This is a genomic window from Phaeacidiphilus oryzae TH49 (assembly GCF_000744815.1).
Taxonomy (GTDB): domain Bacteria; phylum Actinomycetota; class Actinomycetes; order Streptomycetales; family Streptomycetaceae; genus Phaeacidiphilus; species Phaeacidiphilus oryzae.
On record NZ_JQMQ01000005.1, the window covers coordinates 1,962,909 to 1,982,280 of the forward strand.

21 protein-coding genes are annotated in these 19,372 nt (G+C 72.3%); 8 read left to right on the plus strand and 13 right to left on the minus strand.

All coding sequences use genetic code 11. From position 1 onward, the window contains the following. The first annotated feature begins 88 nt into the window (after positions 1-88). From BS73_RS12890 to BS73_RS40940, 4 genes are all read left to right on the plus strand, one after another. The gene (locus tag BS73_RS12890) at positions 89-703 is read left to right on the plus strand and encodes a Uma2 family endonuclease (RefSeq protein WP_037571930.1); all 615 of its coding nucleotides are present in this window, start codon (positions 89-91) and stop codon (positions 701-703) included. Next, the gene (locus tag BS73_RS12895; RefSeq protein WP_037571933.1) at positions 700-909 is read left to right on the plus strand and encodes a helix-turn-helix domain-containing protein; all 210 of its coding nucleotides are present in this window, start codon (positions 700-702) and stop codon (positions 907-909) included. Before BS73_RS12890 ends, BS73_RS12895 begins: the two co-directional genes overlap by 4 nt. 313 nt (positions 910-1,222) lie before the next feature. Beyond that, positions 1,223-1,405: a hypothetical protein gene (locus tag BS73_RS40935; protein WP_407675139.1), complete on the plus strand. Its 183-nt coding sequence runs from the start codon at positions 1,223-1,225 to the stop codon at positions 1,403-1,405. After that, positions 1,329-1,565, plus strand: a complete 237-nt coding sequence (locus BS73_RS40940; RefSeq protein ID WP_037571936.1) for a helix-turn-helix domain-containing protein — start codon at positions 1,329-1,331, stop codon at positions 1,563-1,565. The genes BS73_RS40935 and BS73_RS40940 overlap by 77 nt, the downstream gene beginning before the upstream one ends. A gap of 176 nt (positions 1,566-1,741) precedes the next feature. On the opposite strand, the gene BS73_RS12905 is transcribed toward BS73_RS40940, so the two are convergent. Together BS73_RS12905 and BS73_RS12910 are read right to left on the minus strand one after the other, a co-directional pair. Next, positions 1,742-3,052 carry a class I SAM-dependent RNA methyltransferase gene (locus BS73_RS12905; protein ID WP_051939876.1) on the minus strand — a complete coding sequence of 437 codons (1,311 nt, stop codon included), beginning with the start codon at positions 3,050-3,052 and terminating at the stop codon, positions 1,742-1,744. 136 nt (positions 3,053-3,188) lie between these two features. Beyond that, positions 3,189-5,321 carry an APC family permease gene (locus tag BS73_RS12910; RefSeq protein ID WP_037571942.1) on the minus strand — a complete coding sequence of 711 codons (2,133 nt, stop codon included), beginning with the start codon at positions 5,319-5,321 and terminating at the stop codon, positions 3,189-3,191. 368 nt (positions 5,322-5,689) lie between these two features. On the opposite strand from BS73_RS12910, the gene BS73_RS12915 reads away from it, so the two are divergent. Together BS73_RS12915 and BS73_RS12920 are read left to right on the plus strand one after the other, a co-directional pair. After that, a complete protein-coding gene (locus tag BS73_RS12915) occupies positions 5,690-6,352 on the plus strand; it encodes a potassium channel family protein (protein WP_037571945.1) in 663 nt (220 codons plus the stop codon). Positions 6,353-6,356: 4 nt separating this feature from the next. Then, on the plus strand, positions 6,357-7,025 hold the full coding sequence (locus BS73_RS12920; RefSeq protein WP_037571948.1) for a potassium channel family protein: 669 nt from the start codon (positions 6,357-6,359) through the stop codon (positions 7,023-7,025). Between the two features lie 139 nt (positions 7,026-7,164). Here BS73_RS12920 and BS73_RS12925 read toward each other — a convergent pair whose 3' ends face one another. The 6 genes from BS73_RS12925 to dut form a co-directional block, all read right to left on the minus strand. Beyond that, positions 7,165-8,064: a DUF3159 domain-containing protein gene (locus BS73_RS12925; protein WP_235215655.1), complete on the minus strand. Its 900-nt coding sequence runs from the start codon at positions 8,062-8,064 to the stop codon at positions 7,165-7,167. Positions 8,065-8,071: 7 nt separating this feature from the next. Beyond that, complete coding sequence (locus tag BS73_RS12930; RefSeq protein WP_084704015.1) at positions 8,072-8,488, minus strand: OB-fold nucleic acid binding domain-containing protein; 417 nt, start codon at positions 8,486-8,488, stop codon at positions 8,072-8,074. 19 nt (positions 8,489-8,507) lie between these two features. Beyond that, positions 8,508-9,191, minus strand: coding sequence for a response regulator (locus BS73_RS12935; protein ID WP_037571951.1), 684 nt, complete (start codon positions 9,189-9,191; stop codon positions 8,508-8,510). After that, on the minus strand, positions 9,188-11,773 hold the full coding sequence (locus BS73_RS12940; protein WP_051939877.1) for a sensor histidine kinase: 2,586 nt from the start codon (positions 11,771-11,773) through the stop codon (positions 9,188-9,190). The genes BS73_RS12935 and BS73_RS12940 overlap by 4 nt, the downstream gene beginning before the upstream one ends. A gap of 222 nt (positions 11,774-11,995) precedes the next feature. Then, complete coding sequence (locus BS73_RS12945; RefSeq protein ID WP_037571953.1) at positions 11,996-12,796, minus strand: DUF3710 domain-containing protein; 801 nt, start codon at positions 12,794-12,796, stop codon at positions 11,996-11,998. Between the two features lie 2 nt (positions 12,797-12,798). Beyond that, entirely contained in the window at positions 12,799-13,347 is a 549-nt protein-coding gene (gene dut, locus BS73_RS12950; protein WP_037571954.1) for a dUTP diphosphatase, read from the minus strand. Between the two features lie 141 nt (positions 13,348-13,488). On the opposite strand from dut, the gene BS73_RS12955 reads away from it, so the two are divergent. Next, positions 13,489-13,995 carry a DUF3093 domain-containing protein gene (locus BS73_RS12955; RefSeq protein WP_407675006.1) on the plus strand — a complete coding sequence of 169 codons (507 nt, stop codon included), beginning with the start codon at positions 13,489-13,491 and terminating at the stop codon, positions 13,993-13,995. 92 nt (positions 13,996-14,087) lie between these two features. Here the strand turns inward: BS73_RS12955 and BS73_RS12960 are convergent, their stop codons facing one another. The 4 genes from BS73_RS12960 to BS73_RS12975 all read right to left on the minus strand — a co-directional run bounded on the left by BS73_RS12960 (position 14,088) and on the right by BS73_RS12975 (position 17,731). Continuing rightward, a complete protein-coding gene (locus tag BS73_RS12960) occupies positions 14,088-14,981 on the minus strand; it encodes a hypothetical protein (protein ID WP_235215396.1) in 894 nt (297 codons plus the stop codon). Positions 14,982-15,034: 53 nt separating this feature from the next. Beyond that, a complete protein-coding gene (locus BS73_RS12965; protein ID WP_037571956.1) occupies positions 15,035-15,334 on the minus strand; it encodes a DUF4193 domain-containing protein in 300 nt (99 codons plus the stop codon). A gap of 425 nt (positions 15,335-15,759) precedes the next feature. Further along, a complete protein-coding gene (locus BS73_RS12970; protein WP_084704017.1) occupies positions 15,760-17,076 on the minus strand; it encodes a sensor histidine kinase in 1,317 nt (438 codons plus the stop codon). Position 17,077: 1 nt separating this feature from the next. Beyond that, the gene (locus BS73_RS12975) at positions 17,078-17,731 is read right to left on the minus strand and encodes a response regulator transcription factor (RefSeq protein ID WP_037571958.1); all 654 of its coding nucleotides are present in this window, start codon (positions 17,729-17,731) and stop codon (positions 17,078-17,080) included. Between the two features lie 385 nt (positions 17,732-18,116). On the opposite strand from BS73_RS12975, the gene BS73_RS12980 reads away from it, so the two are divergent. Then, positions 18,117-18,299: a hypothetical protein gene (locus BS73_RS12980; protein WP_037571960.1), complete on the plus strand. Its 183-nt coding sequence runs from the start codon at positions 18,117-18,119 to the stop codon at positions 18,297-18,299. A 236-nt stretch (positions 18,300-18,535) separates the two neighbouring features. On the opposite strand, the gene BS73_RS12985 is transcribed toward BS73_RS12980, so the two are convergent. After that, positions 18,536-19,345, minus strand: coding sequence for an inositol monophosphatase family protein (locus BS73_RS12985; RefSeq protein WP_037571962.1), 810 nt, complete (start codon positions 19,343-19,345; stop codon positions 18,536-18,538). Positions 19,346-19,372 lie beyond the last annotated feature (27 nt).

Genomic DNA, 19,372 nt, shown 5'->3' on the forward strand with positions numbered 1-19,372 from the left:
CAACGTGGCTGCCCTCGCGCCGGTCGCACCGCCTCCTTGACGATCGCGAGCCCAACCCGGTCTTCGGAGGCGCCATATACTTAACGACATGGACACCGAGCTGGAGACCAGGACGCAGATCTACCGGCGTCTGCGGGAGCTCGCCGACCACTTCTACGAGCATCCGGCTCCCGGCATGGACCGCCGCGCCGAGATCGCCGACGGCCAACTCGTCATGATGATGAGTCCGTCCGGCCGCCACGACTACAACATCGTCCAGATCCAGAAGCAGCTCACCCGCCAGCTGGCCGACGAACTCGCCGCCGCCACCGTCGGCGACGTCGAAGACCCCGCCAACGGTCTCCTGCGCCGCCCCGACCTGCTGGTCCTGCCCATCGACGCCCTCGACCCCCCGGACGACGACGGCGTCGACGCCGAACGGGACCACCGTATCGACGCGCACGCCGTCATCCTCGCCGTCGAGATCGTCTCCCCGTCCAACCCCGGTAACGACCACCGCACCAAGGTCGCCGACTACGCCCGGATGGGCATCGAGCACTACCTGATCGTGGACCCCCGCACCGGCACTCTTCGCTACCTGTGGGGCATCCGCGACCACGCGTACGTCAACACCATCGAGCACTCCTTCGGCGAGACCATCACCGTCGGCGACGGCTGGAAGATCGACACCACCGCCGTCCGCCGCTACCGGAGCACCACGTGACCGACCTCGGACGGCTCATCACCCAGCAGCGCCACGCCGCCGGCATGACCCAGGCCCAACTCGCCGACGGCGCCGGGATCACCCAGGCCGCCCTCTCCCGCATCGAGAACGGGAAGACCTCCCCCCGCCTCTCCACCGTCGAACGCATCGCCCACGCCCTTGGGCGCCCTCTTACCCTCACCGTCGGTGACACCACTGGGGTTTGAGTCGACATCACAACCAGCGCTGCGCGCGCCACGAGCCTCGCCGCAGCATCGGGACACCGCGCGCGATACTCGTGGGAGACGACAGTCAGGGGCGAAGCCCCAGAAGCCATCTCCGCCACCGGCGCCCGTCACCTCATGCACTCGACCAGGAAACGCCGCCCGAGCCTGCGCCAGGTGCCGCCGGGCGGGTCCTACCTGACCACCCTCCGCCGCCGCGGGTACCGGACCGGCCAGGGGTACGGACGGACGCCTCACAGTCCGCATGATCGCGGCATGAATCACCGTCACTCTGGCCGACGGAACCCAGGCCGCTCTGAATACACAGGCGAAGTGGCGTGACGTGCACGTCGCCATGGGTAGCCCGGCCCGCCATCTCGACGATGCCGCTACGTCGTACACGCAGGCGCCCGACGCGCTGCGTGCGGCCGAGGTCGTCCCCTCGTTCGCCCCGCTGGTCGCACACCACCGCCGAGCTGTACCTGGGCCTGGCGGGTGACGCACGGGCCACCGCCACCGAGCTCGGACTGCACCGCGCGAGCGTGTACCACCGCGTCCGCCACATCGAAGACATCACCGGACTCAATCTCGCGGACGGGCAGCATCGCCTCATCCTTCACGTGGGCATCAAAGTCTGCCGACTCCTGGGCCTCGCCTGATCCGCCAGGGCACGAAACACGTGAACAAAGGCCCGCATACCGCCGATTTCCACCGGCAGGCGGCAAAGGCAACCTGACGACCCATCAGAACGAGCGTCAAACGAGCGTCGTTTCAGCGTCGGAATATCGCCGGCAACGCCCATAAGGCGCATCACGCACACCAACGAAACCGCAGGTCAGACACCCTCGCCCGCCGGCTCGAGCACCGCCACGCACTCGAAGTGGTGCGTCATCGGGAACAGGTCGAAGGCCCGCAGGGAGACCGGGCGGTAGCCGGACTCGCGGAAGAAGGCCAGATCGCGGGAGAGCGCGGCCGGGTCGCAGGCGACGTACGCGATGCGGCGGGCGTTCAGACCGGCGATCTGACGAACCGTCGCCTTGCCCGCGCCCGCCCGCGGCGGGTCCAGGACGACCAGGTCCGCCTCCGTGATGCCGGTGCGCGGCAGCACCTGCTCGACCTTGCCCTGCTCGATCACCACCCGGCCGTCGCCGAGGAGGTCCTCCAGGTTGTGGTGGGCGTCCGCGACCGCGCCCTTGGACGACTCGATGCCGAGGACCACCCCGCGCTCCCCCAGCGCCTCCGCCAGCGCGCCGGTGAACAGGCCCACACCGCAGTACAGGTCCAGGGCGTTCTCGCCCTGCCGCGGGGCCAGCCCGCCCAGCACGGCGTCGACCAGGATCTCCGCCGCCGCCGGGTGGATCTGCCAGAATCCACCGGCGCTGACCCGCCAGGTGCGCCCGGCGGCCCGCTCGCGCACGACCGCCCGCCCGTGCACCCGGTGGAGCTCCCCGCGGCGGCCGACCCGCTGCACGGAGACCGGCCGGTCCAGCTCGACGATCGGCAGCCGGGCCTCCCCGCGCGGGGTGATGATCACCTGCCGGTCCCCGGAGCCGGTCGCGGTGATCGCCTCCACCGCAGCCACCCCCGGCCACTCCCGGGACTCGACGCCCAGCTCCTCCACGCCCGGCGCGGCGATCAGGCAGCGGTCCACCAGCTCGACCTCGTGCGAGCGGTGCCGGCGCAGCCCCACCCGCTCGGTCTCCGGGTCGACGGCGAACTGCACCCGGGTGCGCCAGGCCGGCACCTCGCCGGCGGGCAGCTTGTCGCCGGGGGCCGGCTCGATGCTGCCGTCCCAGCCGGCCTCCTCCGGGGTCAGCCCGCCGAGCCGCTCCAGCTGCTCGGTCAGCACCTGCACCTTGAGCTTGCGCTGCCCGCCCGGCGTGACGTGCTGCCAGTCGCAGCCCCCGCACTTGCCGGGGCCGGCGAACGCGCACGGCGCGGTGATCCGGTCCTTGGCGGGCTCCAGGATCTCGACCGCGTCCGCGCGCAGGAACCGCGAGGACTCGCCGCCCTCGGTCACCTGGACGACCACCCGCTCGCCCGGCAGGGCGTGCCGGACGAAGAGCACCCGGCCCTCGTGCCGGGCCACGCAGTGGCCGCCGTGGGCCACCGGGCCCACCTCGACCTCGTAGCGCCGGCCCACCAAGCCGTCGTCCCGCTCACCGGAGCGGTCCCCTCCGGTCTGCGGCTGGACGTGCCCGACCCGCTCCGGCCTCGGTCGGGGCTGGCGGCGCGGACGGGGGTTGGGCTGACGGCTCGTCACGTGTTGCTGTCCTCAGTCTTCAGTCGTCGGGCTGCCCGGGCTGCTTCGCCCGGTCGGAGTCGGCGGAGGGCGCGGTGCCGGCCAGGCTCTCGGGGCGGCCTCCCGGCCGCTTCCGGGGCCCTCGGACCTCACCGCGCCGCACCGACCCCGGCGCGTTCCAGTCCCTGGGCGCCTTGCGGCGCTCCGAGGACTCCAGCTGCCAGGGTACCGAGGTCACCATGACACCCGGAGTGAACAGCAGCCGGCCCTTGAGCCGAAGCGCGCTCTGGTTGTGCAGCAGCTGCTCGTACCAGTGCCCCAGCACGTACTCCGGCACGTACACCGCGACCACGTCCCGCGGCCGGGACTTCCGCAGCTTCTTGACGTACTCCACCACCGGGCGGGTGATCTCCCGGTACGGCGAGTCGAGCACCTTCAGCGGCACCTCGATGCCGCGCCTGGCCCACTCCTCCTGGAGCGCCTTGGTGTCCGCCGGGTCGACGTTCACCGAGACCGCCTCCAGCGTGTGGGAGCGGCTCAGCCGCGCGTACGCCAGGGCCCGCAGGGTGGGCTTGTGCAGCTTGGACACCAGGACCACGGCGTGCACCCGGGAGGGCAGCACGGAGAGCTCGGCCTGGACGGACTCGGTGGCGCCGGTCTCCTCGCCGGCCGGCGAGGCCTCGACCGCCAGCTCGTCCGCGACCCGGTCGTAGTGCCGCCGGATGCTCTTCATCACCACGAAGAAGATCACCATCAGCATGCAGGACACCCAGGCGCCGGACATGAACTTGGTGGTCAGCACGACGACCAGGACGCAGGCGGTCATCGCCAGGCCGACGGTGTTGATCGTCCGGCTGCGGATCATCCGCCGCCGCTTCGCCGGGTCGGTCTCGGTCTTCAGCAGCCGGGTCCAGTGCCGGATCATCCCGGTCTGGCTCATGTTGAACGAGACGAACACGCCGATGATGTACAGCTGGATCAGCCGGGTGGAGTTGGCCCCGTAGATCACGATGAACACGCAGGCCATCCCGGCCAGCATGATGATGCCGTTGGAGAACGCCAGCCGGTCGCCGCGGGTGTGGAGCTGCCGCGGCAGGTAGCGGTCCTGGGCGAGGATCGAGCCGAGCACCGGGAAGCCGTTGAAGGCGGTGTTCGCGGCCAGCACCAGGATCAGCCCGGTGACCGCGGCGATGAAGTAGAAGCCCGGGGTGAAGTTCGAGAAGACGGCCTGGCTGATCTGCGCCAGCGCGGTCTTCTCCTGGTACCCGGCGGGCGCCCCGACCAGCTGGGAGGGCTGCTCGGCCATGTGGAGGCCGGTCATGTTCCCCATCCAGATGATGCCGATCAGCATGATGACCGCGAGCACCGCCATCATCAGCAGGGTGGTCGCCGCGTTCCTGCTCTTCGGCTTCCGGAAGGCCGGCACGCCGTTGGAGATCGCCTCCACACCGGTCAGCGCCGCACAGCCGGAGGAGAAGGTCCGCAGCAGCAGGAAGACCATGGCCAGACCGGCCAGGTTGGAGTGCCCGGGCAGCGCGGCCAGGTGGTACTGCGAGCTCTCGGTCGCCATGTGCGAGCCGAACCCGAACCTCCGCACCGCCGCGTAGATCATCATCCCGATGACGCCGATCATGAACGCGTACGTGGGGACGGCGAACGCCGAGCCCGACTCCCGCACCCCGCGCAGGTTCATCGCCATCAGCAGGATCACCAGCGCCACCGAGAGCAGCACCTCGTGCCCGTGCAGGGCGGGCACGGCCGACACGATGTTCGCCACGCCCGAGGTGGTGGAGACCGCCACGGTCAGCACGTAGTCCACCATCAGCGCGCTGGCCACGGTCAGGCCGGCGTTGTGCCCGAGATTCACGGTGGCGACCTCGTAGTCGCCGCCGCCGCTGGGGTAGGCGTGCACGTTCTGCCGGTACGAGGCCACCACGGTCAGCATGACCAGGGCCACCACCGCCCCGATCCACCAGGAGAAGTGGATCGTGGTGATTCCCGCCACAGAGAGTGACAGGAAGATCTCCTCCGGGGCGTAGGCCACCGAGGAGAGTGCGTCCGAGGCGAAGACCGGGAGGGCGATCCGCTTGGGCAGGAGCGTCTCCGCCAGCTTGTCGCTGCGCAGCGCCTGCCCGATGAGGATGCGTTTGGGGATATCGGCGAGTTTGGGCACGGGAGGATGTTAAGGGGTCATCAAGATGCCGAGGTCCAGGACTCCGGACCCGAGGTCTCGGATAGATTGCGGATTCGTTTCGGCTGCCGCACCTCAGGCCACCCCCGCAGGGGCGGCAGGACCCGCCGACACCCCGTATCCGCACGGGGTCGGTGCCGGGTCTCCCCGGAATCCGCATGGACTGGCGCCCCCGCGGAGGGTACGCGCGGGGGCCGCACGGGTAACGGGCTCTGTGTCAATCGGCTCAGCCGGTGCGACCCTGGTGCAGGACACCCCCGGCGGCGGTGTCACCATCGAACGACGGCCCGGTGTCAGCACCGGGTCACCAGGTCGACACCGGACCGAGGCAAAACACCGGAAGGACGGTTGTGCACATCGTCATCATGGGCTGCGGCCGCGTGGGTTCCGCCCTCGCGCGCACCCTGGAGAAGCAGGGTCACTCGGTCGCAGTGGTCGACCAGGACCCGACGGCGTTCCGCCGTCTCGGTTCGGCCTTCGGCGGCAAGCGGGTGACCGGCGTCGGCTTCGACCAGGACACCCTCCGCGAAGCCGGGATCGAGGAGGCCGGAGCCTTCGCCGCGGTCAGCAGCGGGGACAACTCCAACATCATCGCGGCCCGGGTGGCCCGGGAGACCTTCGGCGTGGAGAACGTCGCGGCCCGGATCTACGACCCCCGCCGAGCCGAGGTCTACCAGCGCCTCGGCATCCCCACCGTGGCCACCGTGAAGTGGACCGCGGACCAGATGCTCCGCCGCCTGCTGCCGAGCGGCGCTGAGCCGGAGTGGCAGGACCCCAGCGGCAAGGTGCAGCTCGCCGAGGTTCCGGTGTCGGCGGCCTGGATCGGACGCCGCGTCAACTCCCTGGAGCAGGAGGCCAACGTCCGGGTGGCTTTCCTCACCCGCCTGGGCCAGGGCACCCTGCCGGGTCCGGACACCGTGCTGCAGGAAGGCGACCTGGTCCACCTGGTGCTGTACAGCACAGACCTGGAGACCGTCGAGGCGATCTTCGCCAAGGGCCCCGAGGAGAACTGAAGAAATGCGTGTCGCGATTGCGGGGGCCGGCGCCGTAGGCCGTTCCATCGCGGGCGAGCTGCTCGAGAACGGGCACGAGGTCCTGCTGATCGACAAGAACCCGAAGGCCATCTCGGTCGAGCGGGTACCCCAGGCGGAGTGGCTGCTCGCCGACGCCTGCGAGATCACCTCCCTCGACGAGGCGGCGCTCCAGCGCTGCAACGTCGTCATCGCCGCCACCGGCGACGACAAGGTCAACCTGGTGGTCTCCCTGCTGGCCAAGACGGAGTACGGCGTCCCGCGGGTCGTCGCCCGGGTCAACAACCCCAAGAACGAGTGGCTCTACAACGAGTCCTGGGGCGTGGACGTGGCCGTGTCCACCCCGCGCCTGATGTCCGCGCTGGTCGAGGAAGCCGTCAGCGTCGGCGACCTGGTCCGCCTGATGCGCTTCTCGCAGGGTGACGCCAACCTGGTCGAGCTCACCCTCCCGGAGGACGCGGAGCTGGTCGGCACGCGGGTCGGCAACGTCTCCTGGCCCGAGGACACCTCCCTGGTCACCATCATCCGCGAGGGCCGGGTCCTTACCCCCAGCAAGGACGACACCCTGGAGGCGGGCGACGAGCTGCTGTTCGTGGCCGCGCCGGACCGGGAGTCCGAGCTGGAGCGCCTGCTGTCGCCCGCGGCGGCGGTCTGACGCGATCTCCCGCGAGTTGCGCGGCGACTCAAGGGGCGCGGGGAACCGCGCGGCGCCGTAGTCGGTTGGCCGCGCAGTTCCCCGGGCCCCATATTCGCCCTTCGGGCTCACCGGGGCCCGGGGCGGCGGGGCAGATCAATCAGCGTGAGCGCGCATGCCGCGCGCGCCCGGCCGTCGCCGACGGGGAGCCCCCGTCGCCGTCGCCGTCCTCCTGCTCCGCCTTGATCGGCGGCGGCGCCTTCGCCAGCAGCAGGTAGGTGAACCACACCGCCAGCAGGAACGGCGGGATCCCCAGCGCGACCTTCAGCCAGCCCAGCAGGTTGACGTCGCCGGTGAAGTACAGCGGGAACAGCACCACCGGCTTCACGGCCATGATCCCGGCCCACAGCCAGGTCGCCTTCGTATAGGCCGCCAGCCGCCCCGGATTGCGGTCCCGCCAGGTGAACATCTCCCCGGTGACCGGCCCGAGCATCACGCCGATCAGCGGCCAGCGCACCATCGCCGAGACCGCGTACACCAGGCACAGCCCGACGTTGTACAGCAGCCCCGGCAGGTAGAAGTCCTGGGCCCGTCCGGACTTCATCGCGATGAAGGCCCCGATGGCCACCCCGAACACCCCGCTGAAGGCGTGCTGGAGGGTCTCCCGGCGGAACAGCCGGACCACCGCGAAGAGCGCGCTCAGCGCCAGCGCCGACCAGGCCGAGGTCGAGACCGTGTGGGTCAGGTTGAAGACCACGATGAAGACCAGCCCGGGCAGGGTCATGTCGACCATGCCCCGCACCCCGCCGAAGGCCTTCACCAGCGAGGCCGCCGCCTCCCGCGAGGCCTCCGCGTCGGCCTGGGCCCGGGCCTCGGCGTCCGCCCCGGTCCCGGCGGCCGCCGGCCCGGCCGCGGAGGCGGAGGCGGCCATCACCTCGGTCGCGAGGAACTCCGGGCCGAGCACCTCGTCGACCCGGGCGCCCACCGGATCGCCCGCCGGGTCCCCGTCTCCGCTCCGTACCTGCTGCTCGGCGCCGGTCGCATCAGGCCGCCGCGGCATACTCACGTCATTCGCTCCCGTGTCCGGTGGGTCGCAGCTCGTACCGCGGGTTGAACAGCACACGCCGTCCCCGCGCATGGCCGATCCGCCCGTGGGCGATCAGCTTCCGCCCGGGTTCTATCCCGGTGATCGAGCGGCGGCCGAGCCAGACCACGTCCAGCGCGTCGGTGCCGTCGAAGAGTTCGGCCTCCAGAGCGGGCACCCCCGCCCGCGGGCGGAGGGTCACGGCCCGCAGCGTGCCCGTGACGGTGACCAGCTCGCGGTCGTCGCACCGGGCGATCGGGGTGCAGCCGACGACCTGCGCGTCCTCGCGCTCCTCGGCGGCGTTCAGCTCCTCCTGGGTGGAGGTCAGCCGGGTGAACATCCGCCGCAGCCGGCCACCGCCCTGGCGCCGGTCGTCGTCGCTGCTGAAGTCAGCACTCATAGTCACGCAGGGTACGAGATCAGGCTTCGAAGCGGTAACCCATCCCCGGTTCGGTGATGAAATGCCGCGGGTGCGCCGGGTCCCCCTCCAGCTTCCGGCGGAGCTGCGCCATGTAGACCCGCAGGTAGTTGGTCTCCGTCCCGTACGCGGGCCCCCACACCTCGCGCAGCAGCTGCTTCTGGCTGACCAGCCGCCCGGCGTTGCGCACCAGCACCTCCAGCAGGTGCCACTCGGTCGGGGTGAGCCGCACGTCCGCCCCGTCCCTGACCACCTTCTTGGCCGCCAGGTCGACCGTGAAGGAGTCCGTCTCGAGGACCGCGTCGTCGCCGCCGGGGCCGGCCGGAGCGGCCCGGCGGACCGCGGCCCGCAGCCGGGCCAGCAGCTCGTCCATCCCGAAGGGCTTGGTGACGTAGTCGTCGGCGCCCGCGTCCAGCGCGTCGACCTTCTCGTCCGAGGCGTGCCGGGCGGAGAGGACGATGATCGGGACCCGGGTCCAGCCGCGCAGCCCCTTGATCACCTCCACCCCGTCCATGTCCGGCAGCCCCAGGTCGAGGACGACCACGTCGGGGTGGCGGGCGGCGGCCAGCTCCAGCGCCGACGTGCCGTCGTGAGCCGCGTCCACCTCGTACTTCCGGGCCCGCAGATTGATCACCAGAGCGCGCACGATCTGCGGCTCGTCGTCGATCACCAACACCCGCGTCATGCGGCACGGCCTCTCTCGTCGGACTCGTCGGACTCGTGGGAGTCGTCGGCCGGCGTACCGGCCGGAAGGGTGAAGACCATGGTCAGCCCGCCGCCCGGGGTGTCCTCCGCGCTCAGGCTGCCGCCCATGGCCTCCACGAAGCCCCGGGCGACGGCGAGCCCGAGGCCCACCCCCGCCGCCCGCGAGGAGGAGTCGCCGAGCCGCTGGAAGGGCTCGAAGACGGCCTCCTTGGCATGGTCCGGGATGCCCCTGCCGCGGTCCGCCACCCGCAGCTCGACCCGCGGCCGCTCGCCGGGCAGCCGCAGCGCGCTCGCCGAGACGACCACCGGGCCCGCCCCGCCGCCGTACTTCACCGCGTTCTCCACCACGTTGGCCACCGCCCGCTCCAGCAGGCCCGGATCGGCGGAGACCAGCGGCAGGGACTCCGGCACGTCCATCCGCACCGAGCCGGGCGGCACCCCGTGCAGCGCCATCGGCACCACCTCGTCCAGGCCGACGGGGCGGAGCAGCGGCGCCACGGTGCCGGTCTGCAGCCGGCTCATGTCCAGCAGGTTGCCGATCAGCTGGTCCAGCCGGTCGGCTCCGGCCTCGATCCCGGCCAGCAGCTCCGCCTCGTCCTCCGGCGCCCAGTCCACGTCCTCGGCGCGCAGCGAGGAGACCGCCGCCTTGATCCCGGCCAGCGGCGTCCGCAGGTCGTGCGAGACCGCCGCCAGCAGGGCGGTGCGGATCCGGTTGCCCTCGGCCAGCCGGCGCGCCCTGGCGGCCTCGTCGGCCAGCCGGTTGCGGTCCAGCACCACCGCCGCCTGGGCGGCGAAGGCGCCGAGCACCCGGCGGTCGTCGGCGGGCAGCACCCGGCCGCTGAGGGCCAGCGCCAGCCGGTCGCCCACGGGCACGTCCACATCGGCGTCCTCGGGCCGTCCGGCCGGGCGCGGGCCCACCGAGCCGGCGATGGTCCACCGGCCGAAGGCCCCGTTCCCGCCGTCCCGCTCCAGCAGCGCCACCGACTCCAGACCGAAGGTCTCCCGCAGCCGCTCCAGCAGGGCCTCCAGCGCGGTCTCCCCGCGCAGCACGCTGCCGGCCAGCAGGCTCAGCGTCTCCGCCTCGGCCCGGCTGCGGGCCGCGTCCAGGGTGCGCCGGGCGGCCAGGTCGACCACCGAGGCCACCGACAGCCCGACCGCGGCGAAGATCGCCAGCGCCAGGATGTTCTGCGGCGACTGGATGGTCAGGGTGTGCTGCGGCGGGGTGAAGTACCAGTTGAGCAGCGCGGAGCCGAAGAGCGCCGAGGCCAGGGCCGGGAACAGGCCGCCGAGGAGGGCCGCCGTCACGGTGAGGCTGAGGAAGAGCAGCATGTCGGTCGGCAGCAGGGCGCTGTCGCCGCCCAGCGCGATCAGCAGCGCGGTGAGGAGGATCGGCCCGAGGAGTCCGACCAGCCAGCCGGCGATCACCCGCCGGGCGCCCAGCACCGCCATCCGCCGGACCGGCCTGGTCCGCTGCGGGGGCACCGCCTCGTGCGGCACGAGATGGACGTCGAGGTCGCCGAAGTCCCCGGACCCCCGGACCACTCCGGCGCCCACCCCGGGCCCCAGCACCCGCCGCCACGGCCGCCGGCGGCTGCTGCCGACGACGATCTGGGTGGCGTTGACCCCGCGGGCGAACTCCAGCAGCGCCGCCGCCGGGTCGTTCCCGAGGACCTGGTGGAACGATCCGCCGAGGTTCTCCACCATCCCCCGCTGGACGGTCAGCTCGGACGGCGAGGCGCCGGTCAGCCCATCGCTGCGGGCCACGTAGACGGCGAGCAGCTCGTTGCCCGCCTTGGCCGCGATCCGCGCCGCCCGGCGGATCAGGGTGCGGCCCTCGGGGCCGCCGCTGAGACCGACCACGATCCGCTCCCTGGCCGGCCAGCTGGCCTTGATCGCGTGGTCCGCGCGGTACTTCTGGAGGTACTCGTCGACCCGGTCGGCGGTCCACAGCAGGGCCAGTTCCCGAAGGGCGGTCAGATTGCCGGGGCGGAAGTAGTTGGAGAGCGCCGCGTCCACCCGCCCGGCCGGGTAGACGTTGCCGTGGGCGAGGCGGCGGCGGAGCGCCTCCGGCGTCATGTCCACCAGCTCGACCTGGTCGGCCCGGCGCACCACCTCGTCCGGCACGGTCTCCTGCTGCCGCACCCCGGTGATCCCCCGGACCACGTCCCCCAGCGACTCCAGATGCTGGATGTTGAGGGTGGATATGACGTCGATCCCGGCGTCCAGCAGCTCCTCGATGTCCTGCCAGCGCTTCTCGTTGCGCGAGCCGGGGACGTTGGTGTGGGCCAGCTCGTCGACCAGGGCCACGGCGGGGCGCCTGGCCAGCACGGCGTCCACGTCCATCTCGGTGAAGGCGCTGCCGCGGTGGACCAGTTCCCTGCGCGGGACGATCTCGAGGCCCGCTGCCAGCTCCCGGGTGAGCGGCCGCTCGTGGTCCTCGACCAGCCCGGCGACGACGTCGGTGCCCCGGTCCCGCCTGCGGCGCGCCTCGGCGAGCATGGCGTAGGTCTTGCCCACGCCGGGGGCTGCCCCGAGGTATATCCGCAGCGTGCCGCGCGCCATGGCTCCGTTCTCCGGTCGAGTCGACGACCCACGTCGATTACTCACGTCGATTGGAGCGTATGCGACGTCCGCGGCGAACGAGGCCCGGTGCGCCCCCGCCCCGGACGAATTAGCGCGGCCTTAGCGCTGACCTGCGAGGAAGGGGGGCACCAAACCCCGCGCCCCCGGCGAGCGGCCGCGAAGGGCCGACCACCGGGGGCGCGGGGACTGCTGCGGACCGCCTCAGCGGACCTCGGTGATCTCCGGGCCGCGCTCGAACGGGTTCAGCGAGGCCGAGCCGGCGAAGCGGCTCTCCTCGCCGTCGGCCGTCGCGGACTGCTGCGGCAGCCCGTCGGCCACCATCTGCGCGTCGTCCGGAAGCTTCAGCACCAGCGGGTCGCGCGGCGCCATCGGCGCCTCCCCGCGGACCACCACGGTCTCCCGGAAGACCTGCTCCAGCAGTCCGGCCGCCTCCGGCTGCACGGCGGCCTGGCCGGAGATCACTCCGCGCAGGAACCAGCGCGGGCCGTCGCAGCCGATGAACCTGACCACCTGCACGCCGTGGGCGCCGTCCGGCAGCTGCACCGGCACCTGGGCCCGCAGCGACCAGCCGAGCGGGCCCTCCTCCTCGTCCACGACACCACCCTGCTGGGTGATGCCGGCGGCGATCTCGGCCCGGACCTCGGACCAGATCCCCTCGGACTTCGGCGCGGCGAACGCCTGCAACTGGATCGCGCTGCTGCCCACCACCAGGGTGGCCGCGACGATCGAGTCGCCGGCCACCTCGACCCGCAGCTCCATGCCCTGGACCATGGGCACCAGCAGTCCGCCGAGGTCGACCCGGCCCTCGTGCGGGTCCGCGCCGTCCTCGCTGATCTCGCTCAGGTCCCACGGACCGTCCGGACGTGGCGCGGGCGGAAGCCCGACGCGGTCCTCCTCGGAGTCGGCGGCCTCGACGCCGGTGTCCTCGGCGTACTCCAGGCCGGCCTCGGCCTGGCCCTGCTGATCGGCAGCGTCCTCGCTCTTACGGCGACGACCGAACACGGTCACTGTCCTTCCCGATGGGGAGCGGAAGCGGTTTTCCCCCGGGGCAGGGTAGCCGCGGCGTGACCGCCAGTCGACCCGAACCCGGCGTCGGCGCGGGCCGATGCGGGCAGCCCGAGCGCGTCGGCCCCGCCGGTCTCCCCGTCTCCCCCGTCCACCTCGAGGAACCGCACCCTCTCCACTTGCTGGACCACCAGTTGCGCGATGCGATCACCGCGTTGGAAACGCACGGGCTCGCGCGGGTCCAGGTTTACGACGATCACCTTGATCTCTCCACGGTACCCGGCATCGATGGTCCCCGGGGCATTCACCAGCGCCACGCCGCAGCGCACCGCCAGGCCGGAGCGCGGGTGGACGAAGGCCGCGTAGCCCTCCGGGAGGGCGATCGCCACCCCTGTGGGCAGCAGCGCCCGCTCCCCGGGGGCGAGCTCCGCGTCCACCGCGGTGCGGAGGTCGGCGCCCGCGTCGCCGGGATGGGCGTAGCCCGGCAGGGGCAGTTCGGGGTCGAGTCGACGGATCATCACATCGACGGGGGCGCGCTCGCCGGACACGTGCGGTGGTGCTCCTCGGAACGGTGGTACCGGAAGGGCCCGAGCCTACCGTCCCGGCCGCCTCCCCGGGGCTCGCGGCGGCGGGGCCGCAGCGGCGGGGCTGTCTCCTCCCCGGGGCGGGGAGGTATCAGAATGGAGGCCATGTACGACGAACGCCTCTCCGCCCCGCCGTCGTGGTGGCTGCTGCCGGTCGGCAGCGGCATCTCCTTCGGGCTGATCTTCCTCTTCTTCGGGCTGGTGCCCGGCATCATCGGCCTGGTCGCCGGCGCCGCGGTGGCGGCGATGCTGCTGAGCTCCTACGGCTCGGTGCGGATCCGGGTCACCCAGGGACTGCTGGTCGCGGGCGACGCCCGGATCCCCGTCGAGGCGCTCGGCGAGGCCGAGCCGCTGGACCAGGAGGGCGCCTTCAAGTGGCGCACGGCCAAGGCGGACCCGCGGGCCTTCATGCTGCTCCGCTCGTACGTCCGGACGGCGCTGCGGGTGGAGATCACCGACCCTGCGGACCCGACCCCCTACGCCTACCTCTCCACCCGTACCCCGGAGCGGCTGGCGAAGGCGCTGGCCAAGGCCAAGTCGAAGCAGCTGGCGAAGTCGGCCGCCGAGGCGGAGTCCGGCGCCGGGGCGGCGCAGGCCCCAGAACAGGCCTGACGGCCCCACCTGGAGGTTCGCGGGGGCGGCGGCGGGCGGGGGCGGGGGCGGTCCCCGGGCCCGTCAGCGGCCCCTGAGCGGTCGCGCGGGGGTCAGCGGTCGCGGTCGGCGGGACGGGCCTCCAGCGCCGCGGCCCAGTAGCCGCGCTCGGTGGGCTCCCGGCGACGCAGTTCGCGCCGGACCTCCTGGGCCAGTTTGAAGGTGTCCCGTCGGTTGAGCTCGGCTCCCACGACGGCACCCATCAGCAGCGGGGCGAGCGAGGGCAGCTTCCGCATGGAGCTGCGGGTGAGCCGGCGGCGCAGCTGGCGGCGCAGCTCGCCTCCGGTGCTGAGCGCGGCCAGTCCGGCCGGCTTGGTGATGTCGATGCCGCGGCGCTCGGTCCACACCGCGAGGTAGGCGCCGGCCCGCTGGGTCGCGTTCCCGGTCGCCGGCTGGCCGTAGACGGCGTACAGCTCGGCGATCATCTTGAACTCCACCGCGGCGGCGCCGAAGACGTCCGCGGCGATCTCCACCGGCATCGCGGGCGGCGTGGGCAGCATCGCCGCGCTGCCGACCCCGGCCCCGACGGCGGCCGAGGACCTCGCGGCCCCCGAGACGATCTTGTCGGCGAGCTCCTCCGGGGTCTCGGCCCTGGGGTGCTGCGCTCGCAGCGTCGCCAGGTCACGGACCGGGATCCGGGGGGCCGCGTCGAGCAGCCGGTCGGCCAGCGCCTGCACGCTGATCATGGCGCCGCGTCCGGCGGCGCGTCCGCCGCGGGCGACTCCGTCCACGGTGCCCCGCCGCAACGCGGACGCGAGCGAGGCCAGACGGCGGCCCCGCTCGCGTGCGTCGTGCTCCAGTGTGTCCGGGTCGGTCGTGACGAGCCGGGCGAGCTCATCGCCGGTGGCGCCGGCCGGCCCGCCCTGCCCGTCCTCTCCGCCCGTGGTGCCCACCGGGCGCTTCTCCCTGCGTTTCCCCTGCTCGTCCTGCTTTCGGAACGGTCCCACGAGACCTCCCTTGGGCATGGTCAGCGATGATCGGGTGACAGCCGGGAGCGCCCTCAGGCGGCGCAGTCACGGCAGATCGGCTGCCCGTTCTTCTCGGCGGCCAGCTGGCTGCGGTGGTGCACCAGGAAGCACTTGGAACAGGTGAACTCGTCGGCCTGGCGCGGGAGGACGCGAACCGAGAGCTCCTCATTGGAAAGGTCCGCGCCGGGCAGCTCCAGACCTTCGGCCTGCTCGAACTCGTCGACGTCGACGTTGCTGGTCGACTTGTCGTTCCTACGGGCCTTCAGTTCCTCGATGCTGTCCTCGTTGAGGTCGTCATCGGTCTTGCGTGGCGTGTCGTAATCGGTTGCCATGTCGCTCTCCCCCTGTGGGTGCGTGCGGTATCTCCAGCGCACGTAACGCGCGGGGGGTCGGTCTTGTGCCCGACCCGAAGCGGAGATTTTGCCCTACTTCAAGCCCCGTTACTCAATCGACACCCAACCGCACCCCCGAAGAGGTGATCGGTTCGGACGTCCGAGACGGGTGCCGCTTCCACGTGCCGCCGCCCTCGCACTTCGACTGACGGCCACTTACCGTGACCGAGGCCGCAGAAAACCTAGCGGGCGGCCGAGAATTCGGCTACTCGGCGTGATCAGCGGCGAATAGCGGTTTGGCTGGTTCCCACTACCGGGCGCCCGCCGCGCGAACACGCGTGTGAACTTGGTCACGGTACCGCTACATCAGCGGCTTTTTCTGGACATAGGGCAATGAATCGCCGGGACTTTCGTCACCCGTTCCGTCAGTCGTTGCGGGACGCCTCGGCCTTCGGCGGCGCCTTCGGAATCCGCACCCGGACGCCCAGACCGCCCTCCGGACGGGCGGTCACCTCGATCGCCCCGCCGTGGGCGCGGACCACCGAGCGGACGATCGAGAGGCCGAGTCCGACGCCCTTGTCGCTGCCGGTCCTGTTCTTCCCCTTCAGCCGCCGGAACGGCTCGAAGATGTGCTCCAGCTCGTACCCCGGGACCTGCGGTCCGGAGTTGGTCACCACCAGCACCCCGTAGCCGCCGCTCTCCGAGATGGAGACCTCCGCCCAGCCGTCCTCCGGCAGGTTGTAGCGGACGGCGTTCTGGGTCAGGTTGAGCGCGATCCGCTCCAGCAGCACCCCGTTCCCCGCGACCACCGCGGGACGCAGCTCCGAGCGCAGCTCCACACCCCTGCTCTCGGCCTCAGGACGCACCTGCTCCAGCGCCTGGGCGCCGACCTCGGCCAGGTCGACCGGGCGGCGGTCGGTCAGCTCGTTCTCGCTGCGGGCGAGCAGCAGCAGGCCCTCCACCAGCTGCTCGCTGCGCTCGTTGGTGGCCAGCAGGGTCTTCCCCAGCTGCTGGAGGTCGGCGGAGGCCTGCGGGTCGGAGAGCTGCACCTCCAGCAGGGTGCGGTTGATCGCCAGCGGGGTGCGCAGCTCGTGGGAGGCGTTGGCGACGAAGGTGCGCTGCGTCTCGAAGGACCGGTCGAGGCGGTCCAGCATGTCGTCGAAGGTGTCCGCGAGCTCCTTGAACTCGTCGTCCGGGCCCTCCAGTTCGATCCGGCGGTGGAGGTCGGAGCCGGCCACCTCGCGGGCGGTGCGGGTGATCCGGCCGAGCGGCCGCAGCACCCGGCCGGCCATCGCGTAGCCGAAGGCGAAGGCGATCAGGGTGAGGGCGACCAGGGCGCTGATCGACCGGCGCAGCAGATCGACCAGAGCCTGGTGGCGCAGGTCGGACTGCCAGCCGTTCATCAGCTCCTGGAACTGGTGGCCGGTCAGGGTCTGCCCGTTCATCTGCACCGTGACGCTGTTGTCGAAGGTGTAGGGGGTGCGGGTGGCCTCGGTGATGGCGTCGTTCGCCAGGAAGTAGATGAGCAGCAGCAGCACGATGCCGGCCGCCAGGAACATCCCCCCGTAGAGGAGGGTGAGGCGGATCCTGATGGTGGGCCGGAAGGGCAGCACGATGGTGGTGCGCTCCGGATCGCCCTCCGGTATCGAGCCCCACTCCCGGACGGTGGGCGGGGACTGCTGCTCGGGCGAGGGCTCGGCGGGGGCCCGCGCGGGCTCGCCGGAGGGGGTTTCGTGTCGCATCTCAGATCCGGTAGCCAGAGCCGGGGACGGTGACGATGACCGCGGGTTCGCCGAGCTTGCGGCGGAGGGTCATCACGGTCACCCGGACGACGTTGGTGAACGGGTCGGTGTGCTCGTCCCAGGCCTTCTCCAGCAGCTGCTCGGCCGAGACCACGGCGCCGTTGGCCCGCAGCAGCACCTCCAGGACGGCGAACTCCTTGGGCGCGAGCGCCACCGGCCTGCCGTCCCGCAGCACCTCGCGGCGGGACGGGTCGAGGGTGATCCCGGAGCGCTCCAGCACCGGCGGCAGCGGGATGGTCGCCCGGCGGCCCAGCGCCCGCACCCGGGCGACGAGTTCGCTGAAGGCGAACGGCTTGGGGAGATAGTCGTCCGCGCCGAGCTCCAGACCCGCGACCCGGTCGCTGATGTCGCCGGCCGCGGTGAGCATCAGCACCCGGGTGGGCAGCGACTGCTCGACGATGGCCCGGCAGACGTCGTCGCCGTGCACCAGAGGCAGGTCGCGGTCCAGGACGACCACGTCGTAGTCGTTGACGCCGATCCGGTCGAGCGCCGCCTTCCCGTCGTAGACGACGTCCACCGCCATCGCCTCCCGGCGCAGGCCGGTGGCGACGGCGTCGGCGAGCAGCTGCTCGTCCTCGACCACGAGTACCCGCACCGCGTGCTCCCTTTCCTCGGTGAGCGCTCAGCTCCGCGCTGATCCCCTTGGCCTCCCATCCTGCCCCTCCTCGCGGTAAAGGACTGGTAAGCGGGCGCGCTCGACGGAGGATTCCCCCACGGCCGCAGGTTTCCGGCGTGAGCCGGAGGGGCAGGACGACTGCACCGCGATCACACGCCTGGGTCCCCGTATCCACCCCCCAGGCGTCGTCTCGCATCCGCAGCATCCCCAGCACCGCCGAAACCCGCCGTGCGGTATCCGCACCGGCCTCCGGACCGTCCCCGCAGGGACCCTCGGGACCCACACCCGAGCCGCCGCGTCCGGCGTCCGGAGCCGTCCGGCCCCTGTCCTGTTCCGCCCCTCATCTGCCAGGAGGTCTTGCTCCATGGACGCCTTCACCGCCGGCATCCTCCAGCGCATCCGGAACACCGAGCAGGATCTGCGCCGCGCCCAGGAAAGCGACGACTACTTCCTGGCCGAGGTGGAGCTCGCCGAGCTCGACGATCTGCGCCGGCTGGCCGCCGAGCACGGTGTGGACGTGGCGGGCCGCCTGCCCGCAGCGAGCTGAGCGCTCCGCTTCTCTCCGCACGGTCCTCACCCTCCACGTTCCCCGCGCCCCGGGGGTCTGCGCGCAGCAGCCCCTGGAAGCGCGGGGTTCTGGCGTCCGCGCCTCCCCCGGCGCCCCGGGATCCGCACTTTGGGGTTGCCACCCGGGCGCCGTTGTCGGGTGCGGCGCCGTAGTCGCGTGGCCGCGCAGTTCCCCGCGCCCCTGAAAGCCGCCCCTGCGGGGCGGGGCGGGGCCGGTCAGTCGTGCCAGGCGCCCAGGGCGTCCAGGGTCTGCTGGAGGACGGGGAAGAGGCCGGGGGACGCGGCGACGGTGAGGTCCGGGGAGGGGGCGTCGCCGGGGCGGCCGCCGATCGAGGCGCCCGCCTCGCTCGCGATCAGCGCGCCCGCCGCGTAGTCCCAGGGGTTGAGGCCGCGCTCGTAGAAGCCGTCCAGCCGGCCGAGGCCGACATCGCTGAGGTCGATCGCCGCGGAGCCGGCCCGCCGGATGTCCCGCACCCGCGGGATCAGCTGCTGCACCACCGCCGCCTGGCGCTCACGCCGCTCGCGGAGGTAGCCGAAGCCGGTACCGATCAGCGCCCGTTCCAGCGGCGGCGAGGGACGGCAGTGCGCCGGCCGCCCGTTGACCTGCGCCCCGCGCCCGAGCACCGCCTCCACGGTCTCGCCGCGCGAGGGCACCTCGACCACGCCGACGACCGTCCGGCCCTGCCACTCGGCGGCGATCGAGACCGCCCAGCACGGCAGCCCGTAGAGGTAGTTGACGGTGCCGTCCAGCGGGTCGATCACCCAGCGGACCCCGCTGGTCCCGGTCGAGCTCGCGCCCTCCTCGCCGAGCAGCCCGTCGTCCGGACGGCGGGCGGCGATCAGTTCGGTGATCAGCTTCTCGGAGGCCAGGTCCATCTCGGTGACCACGTCGACCGGGCTGGACTTGGTGGCGGCGACGCCCAGGTCGTCCGGGCGGCCGTCGCGCAGCAGGGCGCCTGCCCGGCGGCCCGCCTCAAGCGCCAGTGCGAGCAGTTCGTCCAGCAGTTGGGGAGAGGGATCGGTCATGCGGGTACTCCTCGGAGATCGGGGTCG